The organism is Streptomyces sp. ISL-66 (assembly GCF_018614135.1).
In the GTDB taxonomy this organism is placed as follows: Bacteria; Actinomycetota; Actinomycetes; order Streptomycetales; family Streptomycetaceae; genus Streptomyces.
Map to the genome: position 1 here is coordinate 27,456 of NZ_JAGGOW010000009.1, position 14,816 is coordinate 42,271.

Consider the following 14,816-nt stretch of genomic DNA (forward strand, 5'->3'; position numbering starts at 1 on the left):
GCTCCGGCTCGGCGAGCTCCGGTTCGGCGAGCTCCGGTTCGGCGGCCTCGGCAGGGGCCGGGGCCGGGACAGGGGCGGGGGCCGGGGCCGCAGCGGGGGCAGGGGCCACCGCCGGGGCAGGGGCCAGCGCCGGGGCAGGGGCCAGCGCCGGGGCGGGGGCTGGTGGGGAGTGTCCCGAAGGCGGGGTGCGGCTGGCCGAGGGGGACGGGAGTGCCGCGATGGGGCTCCGGGCGGAGTCCGTGCAGTTGGTCAATTGCGGGGCGGAGCCGTACGCGCTGGACGGGTATCCCGACCTGCGGCTGCTCGACAAGGCGGGGGCGCCCGTGGAGGCGACCGTCGCGCACGGGTCGGCGGGGATCACCACCGGCGCCCCGAACGTGGATGCTCGCGCACGGCGGTTGGTGATCGCGCCGGGCCAGGCCGCGTACGTGCCGATGGTGTGGCGCAACCTCGTCACGGACTCGACGGTGGTCGCGACGGACGGCTGGGCGCTCGAGGTCACGCCCCGGCGCGGCGCGCCCACGCTGATGCTGCGGCTGACCCGGCCGGTCGATCTGGGCAACACCGGGAAGCTCGGGATCGGTCCGTGGCAGGAGCTTCCGCGGTGATCGTTCGGATCACCGGCACCTTCGGGTGCTGAGTCCCCTTCCCGCCCTTCCACCCGTCCCACGGCTTCGCGTTGACCCGTAGGGCCGCGCGCGGCCGTCGCCCCGGGATCCGGGGCGGATCCCGTGCCTCGGACGCCGGGGGGCTGGAATTGAACCTCCGGGCCATGCGGACCCGTCAGGGGTCCCTCCCCCAGCGGTGGTTGGGGGAGGGTTGCGGCTTCGCCCTCCCGGGGGCCGACCCCCGGGCGGGGGCCCGTACGTGGCAACGGGTGCCGGGCCACTTTCGGGGGCCGACTCCCGGGAGGGGGGCCGTACGTGGCAACGGGTGCCGGGCCCCAGGCCGCCCTGGGGTCCGGCACACCCCTTCGGCGGGCGGTGGGGCGGGGCTCAGGTTCGGGTGGGGGTGAGGGCTCGGCGGGCCGGGAGGGTGGTGGAGGCCAGGGTCAGGGCTACGGCGGCGGCCGCGAAGGAGGCGTAGACGGCGGGTGGGATGTAGGGGCCGGTGCCCGTCAGGGTCTTGGTCAGCGGGATCAGGGTGGCCAGCGCGATCGCCGAGCCGAGGGTGATGCCCGCGCCGCTGACCAGGAGGGCTTCCCAGCGGAGCATCCGCAGCACCTGGCGGCGGGTGGAGCCGACCAGCCGCAGCATGCCCAGTTCGCGGCGGCGGTCGAGGACCGTCATCACCAGGGTGTTGGCGGCGGCGACGGCCGCGAAGCCGCCGAGGAGCGCCGCCATGGTGGTGTTGGCCCAGGCGTTGACCTCGCGGTCCAGGCTCTGGCCGGTGGTCCAGGCGGAGGCGGACTGCGCCGGGCCGAGGCCGGCCGGGAGCGGGCCGCGGATCAGGAGTTCCGTGGGGCGGCCGGCGGTGGTGTGGCCGGCCAGGTCCGCGGCGGGCAGGGTGATCTCGCCGAGGCCGAGGCCGCGTGAGTAGACGGCGACGATCTCGGGGTCGGCCCGGGTGCCGTCGGGGAGGCGCAGCTCCAGGCGGTCGCCGACGGCGGCGTGGTCGGCGTCGGCCAGGGTTCGGTCGACGGCGATCTTGCCGGGGGCCAGCCGGGCGAGGTCCCCCGAGAGCACGCCCAGGTCCTCGACGGTGGCGATGTCCCCGGTGACCCCTTGGGCGGAGGCGTTGTGGATCAGGCGCTCCGGGCCGGAGCCGACGACGGCGAGGACGGAGGTGCGGGTGAGCGCGACCGCCCCGGCCGCCACCGCCCGGTCCGGGTCGTGCGGGTCGGTGACGACGTGGTCGGCGAGCAGCCCGGCCTCCTGCTGCTGGCGTACGGCCCGGTCCTGGCTGGTGTGGAGGAAGACCAGGGTGGAGGAGAAGGCCATGGCGAGGACGATCGGGGTGATCGCGGAGGCGAGGCGGCGGGCGTGGGCGCGGGAGTTGGCGGCGGCCAGGGATCCGGAGGCGCCGGCGGCGCGCAGCGGCAGTCCGAAGAGGGCGGCGCAGGCGCGGGCGATCAGCGGGCCGAGCAGGGAGACGGCGAGCATGAAGAGCATGACGACGCCGAGCGCGGCGTTGGCGGCGTCCGGGCCGCTGCTGGTGGCGGCCAGGGACGCGCAGGCGGCGCCGCCGGCCAGGGCGGCGAGGCCCAGCGGGGTGCGGATCCAGCCGGGCCGCAGGCGTTCCACGGCGGCCGCGGCGAGGGCCTGGCCGGGGCGGGTGCGGGCGGGGCGGCGGGCGGCGGCCCATCCGGCGAGCAGGGCGGTGACGAGCCCGATGCCGACGGCGGAGACGAGCGGGATCCAGGAGACGGTCAGGTCGACGCCGGCCGGGATCGCGCCCTTCGCCTTGAGCTGGCCGAACCACCAGGAGGCGAGGGCGATGCCGGGTACGCAGCCCACCGCGCCCGCGACCGGAGCGACGAGCAGGGCTTCGGTGGCGACGGTGCGGCGGATCTGGCGCGGGGTGGCTCCGACGGCGCGCAGCAGGGCGAACTCGCGGGAGCGCTGGCCGACGGAGAGTGCGACGGTGCCGGCGGCGGTGAACACGGCGACGAGTGTGGCGATGCCGCCGAAGGAGCCGCCGAGGCCGGCCAGCAGCTCCTTGGCGCCCGCGAGTTGCGGGTCCATGGCGCGGGCGGCACCGGTCAGGACCCGGGCACGGCCGTCCACGGCTGCCCGTGCCTTCGCCGCGTCGGCGCCGAACAGCACGATGGCGTCCAGGGCTTCGGGGTGTCCGGAGAGGGCACGCGCTTCGGCGTCGGAGAACCAGGCGCCGGGCCGGTCGGTGCGCCCGACGACCCGGAACTCCCTTGTTCCGGCGGGGGTGTCGAGCGTGACCCGGTCGGGTCCGTGGCGTCCGTCGGCGCCGCCGAGGACGACTTCGCCGGGGGCGGCCGGGGCGCGGCCGGCGCGCAGCTGCGCGGGGCTGAAGGCGGTGGAGCCCCAGCCGTACGCGTCGAAGGCGCGGCTGGCTGCGCCGGCTGCTCCGGCCGTGGCTCCGGCTCCGGTACGGGCTCCCGCTTCCGCTCCGGCTCCGGCACCGGCTCCCGCCCCGGTACGGGTTCCCGCTCCGGCTCCGGCTCCGGCACCGGCTCCGGTACGGGCACCCGCTCCCGCTCCGGCCGCCTCCCGTACGGGGAACATCACGTCGGGCACGGCCCGGCCCAGGGGAGCCAGCCGGTCCAGGAGGGCGGCGTCCACCCGGGCGTGCTCGGGGATCTGCGCGGAGACGTCGTAGGCGCCCTCGCCGCTGCCCACCCGCAGGGTGACCTGCTGGTCGGCGGCGACCACGACGGGGGCTTCGGCGTAGCGGGTCGGCGGGACGCTCGCCCGGACGCCCGTCTCCAGCAGGAGCCCGCACGCGGAGACGATGGCGACGGTCATGAGCAGGGCGACGAAGGTGCCGGCGAAGGCGGCGGGGCGGAAGCGGAGCGCCGCGCGGGCCAGGCCGTTGGAGCGCAGGGCCATCAGGCGGCCGCTCCCGCGAGCACCGGACCGGCGGTGAGGCCGGTCATCCGGGCGGCGATCGTGGCGGTGGAGCTGCGCGGGAGCCGGTCGGCGATCAGGCCGTCGGCGAGGAAGAGCACCTGGTCGGCGTGGGCCGCCGCGGCCGGGTCGTGGGTGACCATGACGACGGTGGCGCCGAGGGTGTCCACGGCGGTCCGGAGCAGCCCGAGGACCTCCGCGGCGGTGGTGGTATCGAGGGCGCCGGTGGGCTCGTCGGCGAAGACCACGTCGGGGCGGGTGACGAGGGCGCGGGCGATGGCGACGCGCTGCTGCTGGCCGCCGGAGAGTTCGGCGGGGCGGCGCCGGCCCTTGCCTTCCAGGCCGACGCGGGCGAGGAGTTCGGCGGCACGCTCCTGGCCCTGTGCGGCGGCGCGGCCACCGGCGAGGCGCAGCGGGAGCAGGACGTTCTGCTCGACGGTGAGGGAGGGCAGCAGGTTGAAGGCCTGGAAGACGAAGCCGAGGCGGCCGCGGCGCAGCTGGGTGAGCTGGTTCTCGTTCATGCCGGTGATTTCGGTGCCGCCGAGGCGGACGGAGCCCTCGGTGGGGAGGTCGAGGCCGGCGGCGCACTGGAGGAAGGTGGACTTGCCGGAGCCGGAGGGGCCCATCACGGCGGTGAAGCTGCCGCGCGGCAGGCTGAGGTCGATGCCGCGCAGGGCGTGGACGGCGGCGGAGCCGCGCCCGTACCGGCGGCGGACTCCGCGCAGCTCGACGGCGGCGGAGGGGTCGTAGGAGTCCCCGGTCCACCCGGCCTGCCAGGCGGGCCCAGCGTGCCCAGCGTGCCCGGCAGCGGTCCAACCAGCGCTTCCGGCGTGCCCGGACTGCCCGGCCTGCCCCGACCGCTGCTCGGCCTGTCGTTTGCTCCGCCGGAGCCCCATGGTGTGCCGCCTTCCGTGCCGATGGACCACCCGGTGGTGATCGTGTCTTCGACGCTACGGAGGACGGGGGGTCCCTCACCATGGCGGAGGCAGGCGGGCCGATGGTGGGGTAAACCCGAGCATCGGCCGGGGGTAAAGGGCAGATCGCCCGGCGGCGGCCGCCCCGGCGGCGGTCAGCGCGAACGGCACCCAGCCCAGCGGCCGTCAGCCGAATCGGCGGCAAGCCCGGCAGCGGTCAGCCGAATCGGCGGCAAGCCCGGCGGCCGTCAGCCCGGACCGCGTATCAGCCCGAACGGCACCCAGCCCAGCGGCCGTCAGCCGAATCGGCGGCAAGCCCGGCAGCGGTCAGCCGGGCGGCGGTCAGCCCGAACAGCCGTCAGCCCGAACGGCGGATCCCGAACTTCGGCCGCCCGGCGGCGGTCAGCCGAATGGCGGCCAGCCCGGCGGCGGCCGCCCCCGCGGCAGTCAGCGCGAACGGCGGCCAGCCCAGCGGCAGCCAGCCGAATCGGCGGCAAGCCCGGCAGCGGTCAGCCCGAACGGCGGATCCCGAACTTCGACCGCCCGGCGGCGGTCAGCCGAATGGCGGCCAGCCCGGCGGCGGCCGCCCCGGCGGCAGTCAGCGCGAATGGCGGCCAGCCCGGCGGCCGTCAGCCCGGACCGCGGATCAGCCCGAACGGCGACCAGCCCAGCGGCAGCCAGCCGGATCGGCGGCCACCCCCGCACCGGCCACCCCCGCACCGGTCACCCCGATCACCGGTCAACCCGACGCCCGTCACCCCGACCGCCGGATCAGCAAAAGGGCACGGTCGTCGTTGACGTCCTTGGCCACCTTTTCGATCAGGTGCCAGGCCGCGCCGTCCCAGCCCGCGGCGACGTAGCGGTCGGCTTCGCCGGTGAGCCGGTCCATGCCCTCGCTGATGTCGCGTTCGGCGGTTTCGACGAGGCCGTCGGTGAAGAGCATGAGGACGTCGCCGCGCCGCAGGTTCCCGCGGGCGGGTTCGAATTCGGCCCCGTCGTAGACGCCGAGCAGCGGGCCCTCGCCGGAGACCTCCTGCCAGCGGCCGGTGCCCGCGCAGAGCTGGAGGGCGGGGAGGTGGCCGGCGGAGAGGAGCTCGTAGTCCCCGGTCTCCAGGTCCAGGACGAGGTGGATGGAGGTGGCGAAGCCCTCGTCCCAGTCCTGGCGCAGCAGGTAGCCGTTGGCGGCGGGCAGGAAGCCGTGCGGGGGCAGGGCGCCGAGGAGGCCGCCGAAGGCGCCGGACAGGAGCAGGGCGCGGGAACCCGCTTCCATGCCCTTGCCGGAGACGTCGGTGAGGACGATCTCCAGGGTGCGGCCGCCGTTGGTGCGGGCGGCGACGACGAAGTCTCCGGAGAAGGACTGGCCGCCGGCCGGGCGCAGGGCCATCTCGCGATGCCAGCCGCGCGGCAGGGCAGGCAGCTTGCTCTGCACGCGGATGCGTTCGCGCAGGTCGAAGAGCATGGTGCCGCCGCGCCGCCAGGGCACGCCGACGCGGCTGCGGAACTGGGCGATGACCAGCCCGAAGAATCCGCAGGCGGCGACGACGAGCACGGTGCCGGGGGTGACCCGGGCCGGGCCCTGGGTGTACGGCCCGAGGACGAGGGCCTCGACGATGAGGGCGGCCGCGGAGGCCGCGTACAGGGCGAGGAGGCTGGCGGGCCGCAGCAGCAGGCCGCCGGCCACGATCGGCAGGACGAGCGCGGACGGTGAGAACCACACCGGCAGCATCAGGGTGCCGCAGGCGATGGCGGGGATGGTGAGCAGCAGCCCGCCGAAGGCGAGCCAGTCGGAGGCGTCTCCGCGGAAGTAGTCGACGGCGGATTTGCGCAGGGCGGTGCGTGCCCGGTGCGACAGCATGCGCGTCCGGGCCAGGAGTGTCTCCACACGTGCTCGGGCCATTGCTTCGGGACCTTATCCATCCTGACTGTGGGTCCGCAGGGGTACCCCCGGAACACCGGTCCGGCGGTGACCGAAAAGGGCTCGCACGGGCCGGATTGCCCTGATAGGGAGGGACGTATGGCACTTGAGACGCGCGTATTGACGGCTGATGAGTGGGATGTCTGGTTCGACCACCTGGAACTGGCGTTCGGTGGCGTGCCCGAACTCTCCGAGGAACGCGAACTGTGCAAGTCGCTGACCGAGCTGACACGTTCGCTCGGCGTCTGGGACGGCGGGCAGTGCGTCGGCTCGGCCGGGGCCTTCTCCTTCCGCCTGTCCGTCCCGGGGGGCGGCGCACTCGTGCCGGCCGCCGGGGTCACGATGGTGGGCGTCTCCCCCACCCATCGGCGGCGGGGCGTGCTCACCTCGCTGATGCGCCGCCAATTGGACGACATCCGGGCGGGTGGTGAACCGCTCGCCGTGCTGACGGCATCGGATCCGGCGATCTACGGGCGCTTCGGCTACGGCACCGCCGCGTACTCCGTGTCCGTGGACATCGACACGACGCGCGTGCGGCTCTCCGTGCCGCCGGGGACCGATGACGTACGCCTGCGGCTCGTCGATCCGCTGGAGTCCCTGCCCGACTGCGAGCGGGTCTACGCGGCCCTGGTCGCGGGCCGGCCCGGGATGCCGGCCCGGCAGCCGGGCTGGGAGCTGCGGGCGCTGGTGGACCCGCCGTCGGGGCGGTCGGCCGCCTCACCGCTGAAGTGCGTGGTGGCCGAGGGGGCGGGCGGCGAGGTCGTCGGTTACGCCCGTTATCACGTCAAGCCCGACTGGGAGCAGACCGGTTCGGACGGCAAGGTCCAGCTGCGCACCCTGGAAGCGCTGGATCCGGCGGCGTACGCGGCACTGTGGCGCTACCTCTTCGACATCGACCTGGCCTGGCGGGTGCGGGCGTACGGGCGGCCCGTCGACGATCCGGTGCTGCACATGGTGAGCGACGTGCGGCGGGCCGAGGTGCGTCAGCGCGATGCGCTGCACCTGCGGCTGGTGGACCTGCCGGCGGCGCTGGAGGCCCGCGGCTACGGGGCCCCGCTGGACGTGGTCTTCGAGGTCGAGGACCGGTTCTGCCCGTGGAACGCGGGCCGGTGGCGGCTTACGGCCACCGCCGGGGGCACCGCCGGGGGCGGGACCGCCTCCTGTACGCGCACCGGTGCGCCGGCGGAGCTGGAGCTGTCGGCAGGCGAGCTGGGCGCGGCGTACCTGGGCGGGGTCACCCTGGCCTCGCTCGCGGCGGCGGGCCGGGTGCGCGAGCTGCGCGCGGGCACCTTGGTGCAGGCCTCGCGGGCCTTCGCCGGGGACGTGGCCCCGTGGCTGTCGCACGGGTTCTAGGCCCGTAGCTGTCGCACGGGTTCTGGTCCTAGCGGAGCTGGCAGCCCGGGCACCAGAAGAGGTTGCGGGCGGCGAGACCGGCGGTGCGGATCTCGCCCCCGCAGATGTGGCAGGGCATGTTCGCCCTCCGGTAGACGTACACCTCGCCGCCGTGGTCGTCCACCCTCGGCGGGCGGCCCATCGCCTCGGGCAGGTGCTCGTCGCGGACGGTGTCGATGCGGTTGTTGCGCACGCCCTCGCGCATGAGCAGCACCAGGTCGGCCCAGACCGCGTCCCACTCGCCGCGCGTGAGGTCCTTGCCGAGCCGGTACGGGTCGATGCCGTGCCGGAAGAGGACCTCGGCGCGGTAGACGTTGCCGACGCCCGAGACGACCTTCTGGTCCATGAGCAGCGCGGCGACGGTGGTGCGGGAGCGGGAGATGCGGGCCCAGGCGCGGTCGGGGTCGTCGCTCCCGCGCAGCGGATCCGGGCCGAGGCGGTCGTGTATCGCCTTCTTCTCGCCGTCCGTGATCAGCGCGCAGGTGGTCGGGCCGCGCAGGTCGGAGTAGTGGTCGTCATGCGCGATCCGCAGCCGGACCGTGTCCGTGGGCGGGGGCACCGGGGGCGTCCCGAGGGCGTACTTGCCGAAGAGCCCGAGGTGGATGTGGACCCAGTCGCTGCCCTCGAAGCCCAGGAAGAGGTGCTTGCCGTGGGCGTCGACGCCGTCCAGGACCCGTCCGTCGAGCAGGGCCGCGCTCTCGGCGAACCGGCCCTGGGGGCTGCTGACGGCGACCTCCCGGCCGGAGAACCGCTCCAGGTGGTCCTCGGCGAGGCGGTGGATCGTATGCCCCTCGGGCACGGCGGTACTCCTCGGAAAAGAAAAACCGGCCGCGCCGCCCCGGAAGGCGGCGCGGCCGGAAGCGGGATCAGCCCTGCGGGTGGTGCGCCGGGATCGGGGGGAGCTCGCCGGTGGTCTCGTACGCGGAGAGCATCTCGATGCGGCGGGTGTGGCGCTCCTCGTCGGAGTACGGGGTCGCCAGGAACGCCTCGATGAAGGAGACGGCCTCGTCCTGCGTGTGCATCCGGCCGCCGACGGAGATGACGTTGGCGTTGTTGTGCTCGCGGCCGAGCTTCGCGGTCTCGACGCTCCAGGCCAGGATGGCGCGGACGCCCTTGACCTTGTTCGCGGCGATCTGCTCGCCGTTGCCGGAGCCGCCGATCACGACGCCAAGGCCGTCGGCGTCGGCGGCGGTCTTCTCCGCGGCGCGCAGGCAGAACGGCGGGTAGTCGTCCACCGCGTCGTAGATGTGGGGCCCGCAGTCGACGGGCTCGTGGCCGTTGTTCTTGAGCCAGTCCACCAAGTGGTTCTTGAGCTCAAAGCCGGCATGGTCGGATCCGAGGTACACACGCATGGGTCGAGTGTGGCACGAGCCTCCCCGACACCCCGCAGCGGGTGTCGCGTAAATCACTTCTAAAGCTCAAGTAAACCCAAACAACCCAGATGGGGCGGGCCGGGACCAAGATCCAGGACTTTGAGCCCCGGGCAACCATCGGAACAGGGTCTTCCGTCCCGTCGGGATGTCGGGTTTGAATGCCGGGGCTCGTAACCCGAGCGCCCCGAGAACCTAAGGATCCGTTCATGAGTTCCACGACGACCCTTCAGAAGGCAGGCGACCCGACCGGCAACCCCGGCGACGGGCAGCCCTCCGACGGTCTGAAGGCCGGCCTCAAGAACCGCCACCTGTCCATGATCGCCATCGGCGGCGTCATCGGCGCCGGCCTCTTCGTCGGCTCCGGCGGCGGTATCGCCAAGACCGGCCCCGCCATCCTGATCTCCTACGCGCTGGTCGGCGCGATGGTCGTCTTCGTCATGCGGATGCTGGGCGAGATGGCCGCCGCGAGCCCGAACTCGGGATCCTTCTCCGCGTACGCCGACCGGGCGCTCGGCCGCTGGGCCGGCTTCTCCATCGGCTGGCTGTACTGGTTCTTCTGGGTCGTGGTCCTGGCCGTGGAGGCCACCGCCGGCGCCGTGATCCTCGAAGGCTGGGTGCCGGCCGTCCCGCAGTGGGCCTGGGCCCTGATCGTGATGGCGGTGCTGACGGTCACCAACCTCGGCTCGGTCGCCTCGTACGGCGAGTTCGAGTTCTGGTTCGCCGGCATCAAGGTGGTCGCCATCGGCGGCTTCGTGATCATCGGCATGCTGGCCGTCTTCGGCGTGCTGCCGGGCTCGGACAACCCGGGCGCGGGCTTCGCGCACCTCACCGACACGGGCGGCTTCATGCCGAACGGCTGGGGTTCGGTCCTCACCGGCGTCCTGATGGTGGTCTTCTCCTTCATGGGCAGCGAGATCGTCACGCTGGCCGCGGGCGAGTCCGAGGACCCGCGGCGCGCGGTCACCAAGGCCACCAACTCGGTGATCTGGCGGATCGGCATCTTCTACCTGGGCTCGATCTTCATCGTCCTGACCCTGCTGCCGTGGAACGACAAGTCGATCACCGAGAAGGGCTCGTACGTCGCCGCCCTGGACTCGATCGGCATCGCGCACGCCGGTCAGATCATGAACGTGATCGTGCTGACGGCCGTCCTCTCCTGCCTGAACTCGGGCCTCTACACCGCCTCCCGCATGGCGTTCTCGCTGGGCGAGCGCGGTGACGCCCCCAAGGCGTTCGCCAAGGTCACCAAGCGGGGCGTGCCGACGGCCGCGATCCTGGGCTCGGTCGTGTTCGGCTTCGTCGCCGTCTACTTCAACTACGCCTTCAAGGACACCGTCTTCAGCTTCCTGCTGAACGCCTCGGGTGCGATCGCGCTGTTCGTGTGGCTCGTGATCTGCCTGACGCAGTTGCGGATGCGCGGGATCCTGATGCGCGAGGCGCCCGAGAAGGTGACGGTGAAGATGTGGTTCTTCCCGTACCTGACCTGGGCCACCGCCGCGATGATCACCTTCGTCCTGGGCTACATGGTCTACGACAAGGACAACCGCGAGACCGTCCTGCTGTCGATGCTGGTCGCGGCCGTGGTGCTGGTGATCGGCGTGATCCGCGACGTACGCCGCAAGGCCGCCGCACGCCTCTCCGCGTAGAGCACTCCGTCGCCGTCGCGGAATCCCGCGCGCGACGTACGACAGCCCCGGACCGCCGCTCGCGGTCCGGGGCTGTCGTACGTTCGGCGGGGGCTCAGCCGCGGCGGCCCAGGAGCTTCCAGGCGGACGGCAGGGCGCCCATCGCCAGTGCGGCCTTGAGCGCGTCGCCGATCAGGAACGGGGTCAGGCCGGCCGCGACGGCCGCGCCGAAGGACATCCCGGTGGACAGGGCGAGGTAGGGCACGCCGACGCCGTAGATGATCGCGGAGCCCAGCACCATCGTGCCCGCCGTTCGCCAGACCGAGCGGTCGGCGCCGCGGCGCGCGAGGGCGCCGACGACGGTGGCGGCGAGCAGCATGCCGAGCACGTAGCCGAAGGAGGCGCCGCCCGCGCCGGAGGTGCCGCCCGCGAACCACGGCACGCCGGCCATGCCGACGAGTGCGTACAGGGCCAGCGAGAGGAAGCCGCGACGGGCGCCGAAGGCGGCGGCGACCAGCAGGGCGGCGAAGGTCTGGCCCGTGACGGGGACCGGGGAGCCGGGGACGGGGACGGCGATCTGCGCCGCCAGGCCGGTGAGCGCGGCTCCGCCGACGACGAGCGCCACGTCGCGGACGCGGCTCGCGGGCAGCAGGTCGGCGAGGACGGCGCCGGGCCGGAAGGAGACGGAAGCAGTGCTCATCGGGGACTCCGCGGGAGGGTGGTGTCGACAGGACGATCACCGACGTTAGTCCCGGACCGGCGGCCGCATCAGGGCCGCCCGGGACAAAGCCGCACTCACCGGTTTGGTGGGAAGTGGACAAAGTCCCCACTTCACACCGAAGTTGAAGTGATCCGCATCACGAGCCAGAAACGACAGCACGTCCGTTTTGGATGGATGGGTGCTCTCCGGTGAGACTGTAGAGTCCCTCCAACTGTCGCGGAGCCCCCACCGCCGCCAGGCCACAGAGAGTACGAGCACCCTCATGCGCGACCGCCTGCCCGACCCGCCCGCCGGCACGGGCGAGCTCCCTCCGGAACCCCTGAGCCACAGTCTCAAGCAGCGCCACCTGACCATGCTGGGCCTCGGCGGCGTGATCGGCGCCGGGCTGTTCGTCGGATCCGGCGCAGGCATCGGCATCGCCGGTCCCGCGATCATCTGCTCCTACCTGCTCGCGGGCGTCCTCGCGATGCTGGTGATGCGGGCCCTCGGCGAGATGTCGGCGGCGATGCCCGCCTCCGGCTCGTTCTCGGTGTACGCGGAGAAGGCCCTCGGCCGCTGGGCCGGCTTCTCGGCGGGCTGGCTGTACTGGTTCCTGCTGGTCGTGGTGCTGGCGGTGGAGGCGACCGGCGCGGCGAAGATCGCGAACGGCTGGCTGCCGTCGGTGGACCAGTGGGTCTGGGTGCTCCTCTTCATGGTGGTCTTCACCGTGAGCAACCTGGCCGCCGTACGGAACTTCGGCGAGTTCGAGTTCTGGTTCGCGGCCCTCAAGGTCGGCGCGATCGTGCTGTTCCTGATCCTCGGCACGCTGGCCGTCTTCGGCCTGCTCCCGGCTGCGCCCGGTTCCTCCGGCGACCCGGTCGGCATGGCCAACCTGACCGGCCACGGCGGCTTCTTCCCCAACGGCGCGAGCGGTGTGGTGGCCGGCATGCTGGCCGTCGTCTTCGCCTTCGGCGGCCTGGAGGTCGTCACGATCGCGGCCGCCGAGTCCGACGACCCGGCCAAGTCCGTGGCCCGCGCCGTGCGCAGCGCCGTGTGGCGCATCCTCTTCTTCTACGTCGGCTCGATGCTGGTCATCGTGGCGCTGCTGCCGTGGGACTCGCTCAAGCCCGGCCAGAGCCCGTACGTGGCGGTGCTGGACTCGATCGGCGTGCGGGGCGCCGGCCAGATCATGGACGTCGTGATCTTCGTGGCCCTGCTGTCGGCCCTCAACGCGAACCTGTACGGGTCCTCGCGCATGGTCTTCTCGCTGGCGGAGCGGGGCGAGGCCCCCAAGGCCTTGCTGAAGGTCTCCCCCGGCGGGGTGCCCCGCAGGGCGGTCTTCGCGTCGGTGGCCTTCGGGTTCGTCTCGGTGGTGCTGAACCTGCTGTGGCCGGACACGATCTTCCTCTACATGCTCAACGCGGTGGGCGCGGTCCTGCTCTTCGTGTGGGCGCTGATCGCGCTGTCGCAGCTGAGGCTGCGGGCGAAGATCGAGCGCGACATGCCCGAGCGGCTGACGCTGCCGATGTGGCTGTTCCCGTACGCGACGTGGGCGGCGCTGATCGGGATGGCCGCGGTGCTCGTCCTGATGCTGTTCGACGATTCGGCGCGGCCGCAGTTGCTGTGGTCCTCGGGGGCGGCGGCGGTCGTCCTCGTGGTGGCGTGGATCCGGGAGCTGCGCACGCCCAAGGCCTGATCCCTCCCCCGGCCCCCGACCGGCCGATCCCGATCCCCGGTCCCGAGGCGCGCCTCATGCGATGGCATGAGGCGCGCCTTCGTCGTGCGGGGGCGACCCTTATGTGTGAGGCGGAATAGATACTGCTAGCGTGCAGTTGCGCATTGATTGCAATAAGCAGTTGGCACGCCGAGGGGACCGGATCACACGCATGGCCATCTACACGCTTCCTGAGCTTCCTTACGACTACGCGGCTCTCGAGCCGGTGATCAACCCGCAGATCATCGAGCTGCACCACGACAAGCACCACGCGGCCTACGTCGCGGGCGCCAACACCACGCTGGAACAGCTGGAGGAGGCGCGCGACAAGGAGAACTGGGGCGCGCTGAACGGCCTGGAGAAGAACCTGGCCTTCCACCTCTCCGGCCACATCCTGCACAGCATCTACTGGCACAACATGGCCAGCCCGAAGACCGGTGAGGGCGGCGGCGAGCCCACCGCCGCCGACGGCCTCGGCGACCTGGCCGACGCGATCACCGAGTCCTTCGGCTCCTTCGCGAAGTTCCGCAAGCAGCTGACCTTCGCGTCTTCCGCGACGCAGGGTTCCGGCTGGGGCGTGCTCGCGTACGAGCCCATCAGCGGCCGCCTGATCGTCGAGCAGATCTACGACCACCAGGGCAACGTCGGCCAGGCCTCCGTGCCGGTCCTCGTGTTCGACGCCTGGGAGCACGCCTTCTACCTTCAGTACAAGAACCAGAAGGTGGACTTCATCGAGGCGATGTGGAACGTCGTCAACTGGCAGGACGTGGCCCGGCGCTACGCCGACGCCAAGGCGAACACCCCGCTGCTGATCCCCGCCAAGGGCTGATCCGCGCCACCCGAAAGCCCGTCCGCCTCGTGATCGTCTTCTCAACCCTCACGTGCGGGCGTGTCCACCAGAAGGCCCCCGCGAGGACATGACTCGCGGGGGCCTTCTGCGTCGTCGGGCTGCCGTCCGGGCCGCCGTCCGGGCCGCCGCCCGGGCCGGCTAGTCGAAGACCGGGCCCTGGGTGCGGGTGCGCTTGATCTCGTAGAAGCCGGGGGTGGAGGCGACCAGCAGGGTGCCGTCCCAGAGGCGGGCGGCGGCCTCGCCGCGCGGGGCCGGGGTGACGACCGGGCCGAAGAAGGCCACGTCCTCGCCGTCGGCGCCGGGCACCGAGATCACCGGGGTGCCGACCTCCTGGCCCACCCGGTCGATGCCGTCGTTGTGGGAGGCGCGCAGCACCTCGTCGTACTCGTCGGAGTCGGCGTAGTGGATCAGGTCGGCGGGCAGGTCGACCTCGGCCAGCGCCTCGGCGATCGCCTCGCGGGTCGGGCCCTTGGCCTCGTTGTGGAAGCGGGTGCCGAGCGCGGTGTAGAGCTTGCCGGTGACCTCGTCGCCGAACTTCTGCTGGGCGGCCACGACCACGCGCACCGGGGCCCAGCCCTTGGGGCCGAGGAGCTCGCGGTACCGCTCGGGAAGCTCGTCGAGCTTGTTCTCGTTCAGCACGGCGAGGCTCATCACGTGCCAGCGCACCTCGACGTCGCGGACCTTCTCGACTTCGAGCATCCAGCGGGACGTCATCCACGCCCAGGGGCAGAGCGGATCGAACCAGAAGTCGACGAGGGTCTTGTCTCGCACCTGGGTGTCGGCCATGTCTC

At 72.9% G+C, this 14,816-nt stretch carries 12 protein-coding genes; 5 read left to right on the plus strand and 7 right to left on the minus strand.

Translation table 11 applies throughout. From position 1 onward, the window contains the following. On the plus strand, window positions 1-608 hold a 608-nt coding region (locus J7E97_RS36525; protein WP_215021583.1), incomplete at its 5' end, for a DUF4232 domain-containing protein. Between the two features lie 387 nt (window positions 609-995). Here J7E97_RS36525 and J7E97_RS02195 read toward each other — a convergent pair. From J7E97_RS02195 to J7E97_RS02205, 3 genes are all read right to left on the minus strand, one after another. Further along, window positions 996-3,524 (minus strand): ABC transporter permease, encoded by a 2,529-nt coding sequence (locus J7E97_RS02195; RefSeq protein ID WP_215021585.1) that lies wholly within the window; start codon window positions 3,522-3,524, stop codon window positions 996-998. Further along, entirely contained in the window at window positions 3,524-4,438 is a 915-nt protein-coding gene (locus tag J7E97_RS02200) for an ABC transporter ATP-binding protein (RefSeq protein WP_215021587.1), read from the minus strand. The genes J7E97_RS02195 and J7E97_RS02200 overlap by 1 nt, the downstream gene beginning before the upstream one ends. 772 nt (window positions 4,439-5,210) lie before the next feature. Continuing rightward, entirely contained in the window at window positions 5,211-6,353 is a 1,143-nt protein-coding gene (locus J7E97_RS02205) for a PP2C family protein-serine/threonine phosphatase (RefSeq protein ID WP_215021589.1), read from the minus strand. A gap of 117 nt (window positions 6,354-6,470) precedes the next feature. Between J7E97_RS02205 and J7E97_RS02210 the strand changes: the two genes are divergently transcribed. Beyond that, the gene (locus tag J7E97_RS02210; protein ID WP_215021591.1) at window positions 6,471-7,724 is read left to right on the plus strand and encodes a GNAT family N-acetyltransferase; all 1,254 of its coding nucleotides are present in this window, start codon (window positions 6,471-6,473) and stop codon (window positions 7,722-7,724) included. Window positions 7,725-7,752: 28 nt separating this feature from the next. Here the strand turns inward: J7E97_RS02210 and J7E97_RS02215 are convergent, their stop codons facing one another. Next, window positions 7,753-8,562, minus strand: a complete 810-nt coding sequence (locus J7E97_RS02215) for an Fpg/Nei family DNA glycosylase (RefSeq protein ID WP_215021593.1) — start codon at window positions 8,560-8,562, stop codon at window positions 7,753-7,755. A gap of 67 nt (window positions 8,563-8,629) precedes the next feature. Beyond that, window positions 8,630-9,115 carry a ribose-5-phosphate isomerase gene (locus tag J7E97_RS02220; protein ID WP_215021595.1) on the minus strand — a complete coding sequence of 162 codons (486 nt, stop codon included), beginning with the start codon at window positions 9,113-9,115 and terminating at the stop codon, window positions 8,630-8,632. Window positions 9,116-9,342: 227 nt separating this feature from the next. On the opposite strand from J7E97_RS02220, the gene J7E97_RS02225 reads away from it, so the two are divergent. Then, window positions 9,343-10,782: an amino acid permease gene (locus J7E97_RS02225; protein ID WP_215021597.1), complete on the plus strand. Its 1,440-nt coding sequence runs from the start codon at window positions 9,343-9,345 to the stop codon at window positions 10,780-10,782. Window positions 10,783-10,876: 94 nt separating this feature from the next. On the opposite strand, the gene J7E97_RS02230 is transcribed toward J7E97_RS02225, so the two are convergent. Then, the gene (locus tag J7E97_RS02230) at window positions 10,877-11,461 is read right to left on the minus strand and encodes a biotin transporter BioY (protein ID WP_215021599.1); all 585 of its coding nucleotides are present in this window, start codon (window positions 11,459-11,461) and stop codon (window positions 10,877-10,879) included. Between the two features lie 283 nt (window positions 11,462-11,744). Between J7E97_RS02230 and J7E97_RS02235 the strand changes: the two genes are divergently transcribed. Continuing rightward, the gene (locus J7E97_RS02235; RefSeq protein ID WP_215021601.1) at window positions 11,745-13,157 is read left to right on the plus strand and encodes an amino acid permease; all 1,413 of its coding nucleotides are present in this window, start codon (window positions 11,745-11,747) and stop codon (window positions 13,155-13,157) included. Between the two features lie 190 nt (window positions 13,158-13,347). Then, window positions 13,348-14,004, plus strand: a complete 657-nt coding sequence (locus J7E97_RS02240) for a superoxide dismutase (protein ID WP_215021603.1) — start codon at window positions 13,348-13,350, stop codon at window positions 14,002-14,004. Between the two features lie 159 nt (window positions 14,005-14,163). Here the strand turns inward: J7E97_RS02240 and J7E97_RS02245 are convergent, their stop codons facing one another. Next, the gene (locus J7E97_RS02245; RefSeq protein WP_215021605.1) at window positions 14,164-14,811 is read right to left on the minus strand and encodes a DsbA family protein; all 648 of its coding nucleotides are present in this window, start codon (window positions 14,809-14,811) and stop codon (window positions 14,164-14,166) included. Window positions 14,812-14,816 lie beyond the last annotated feature (5 nt).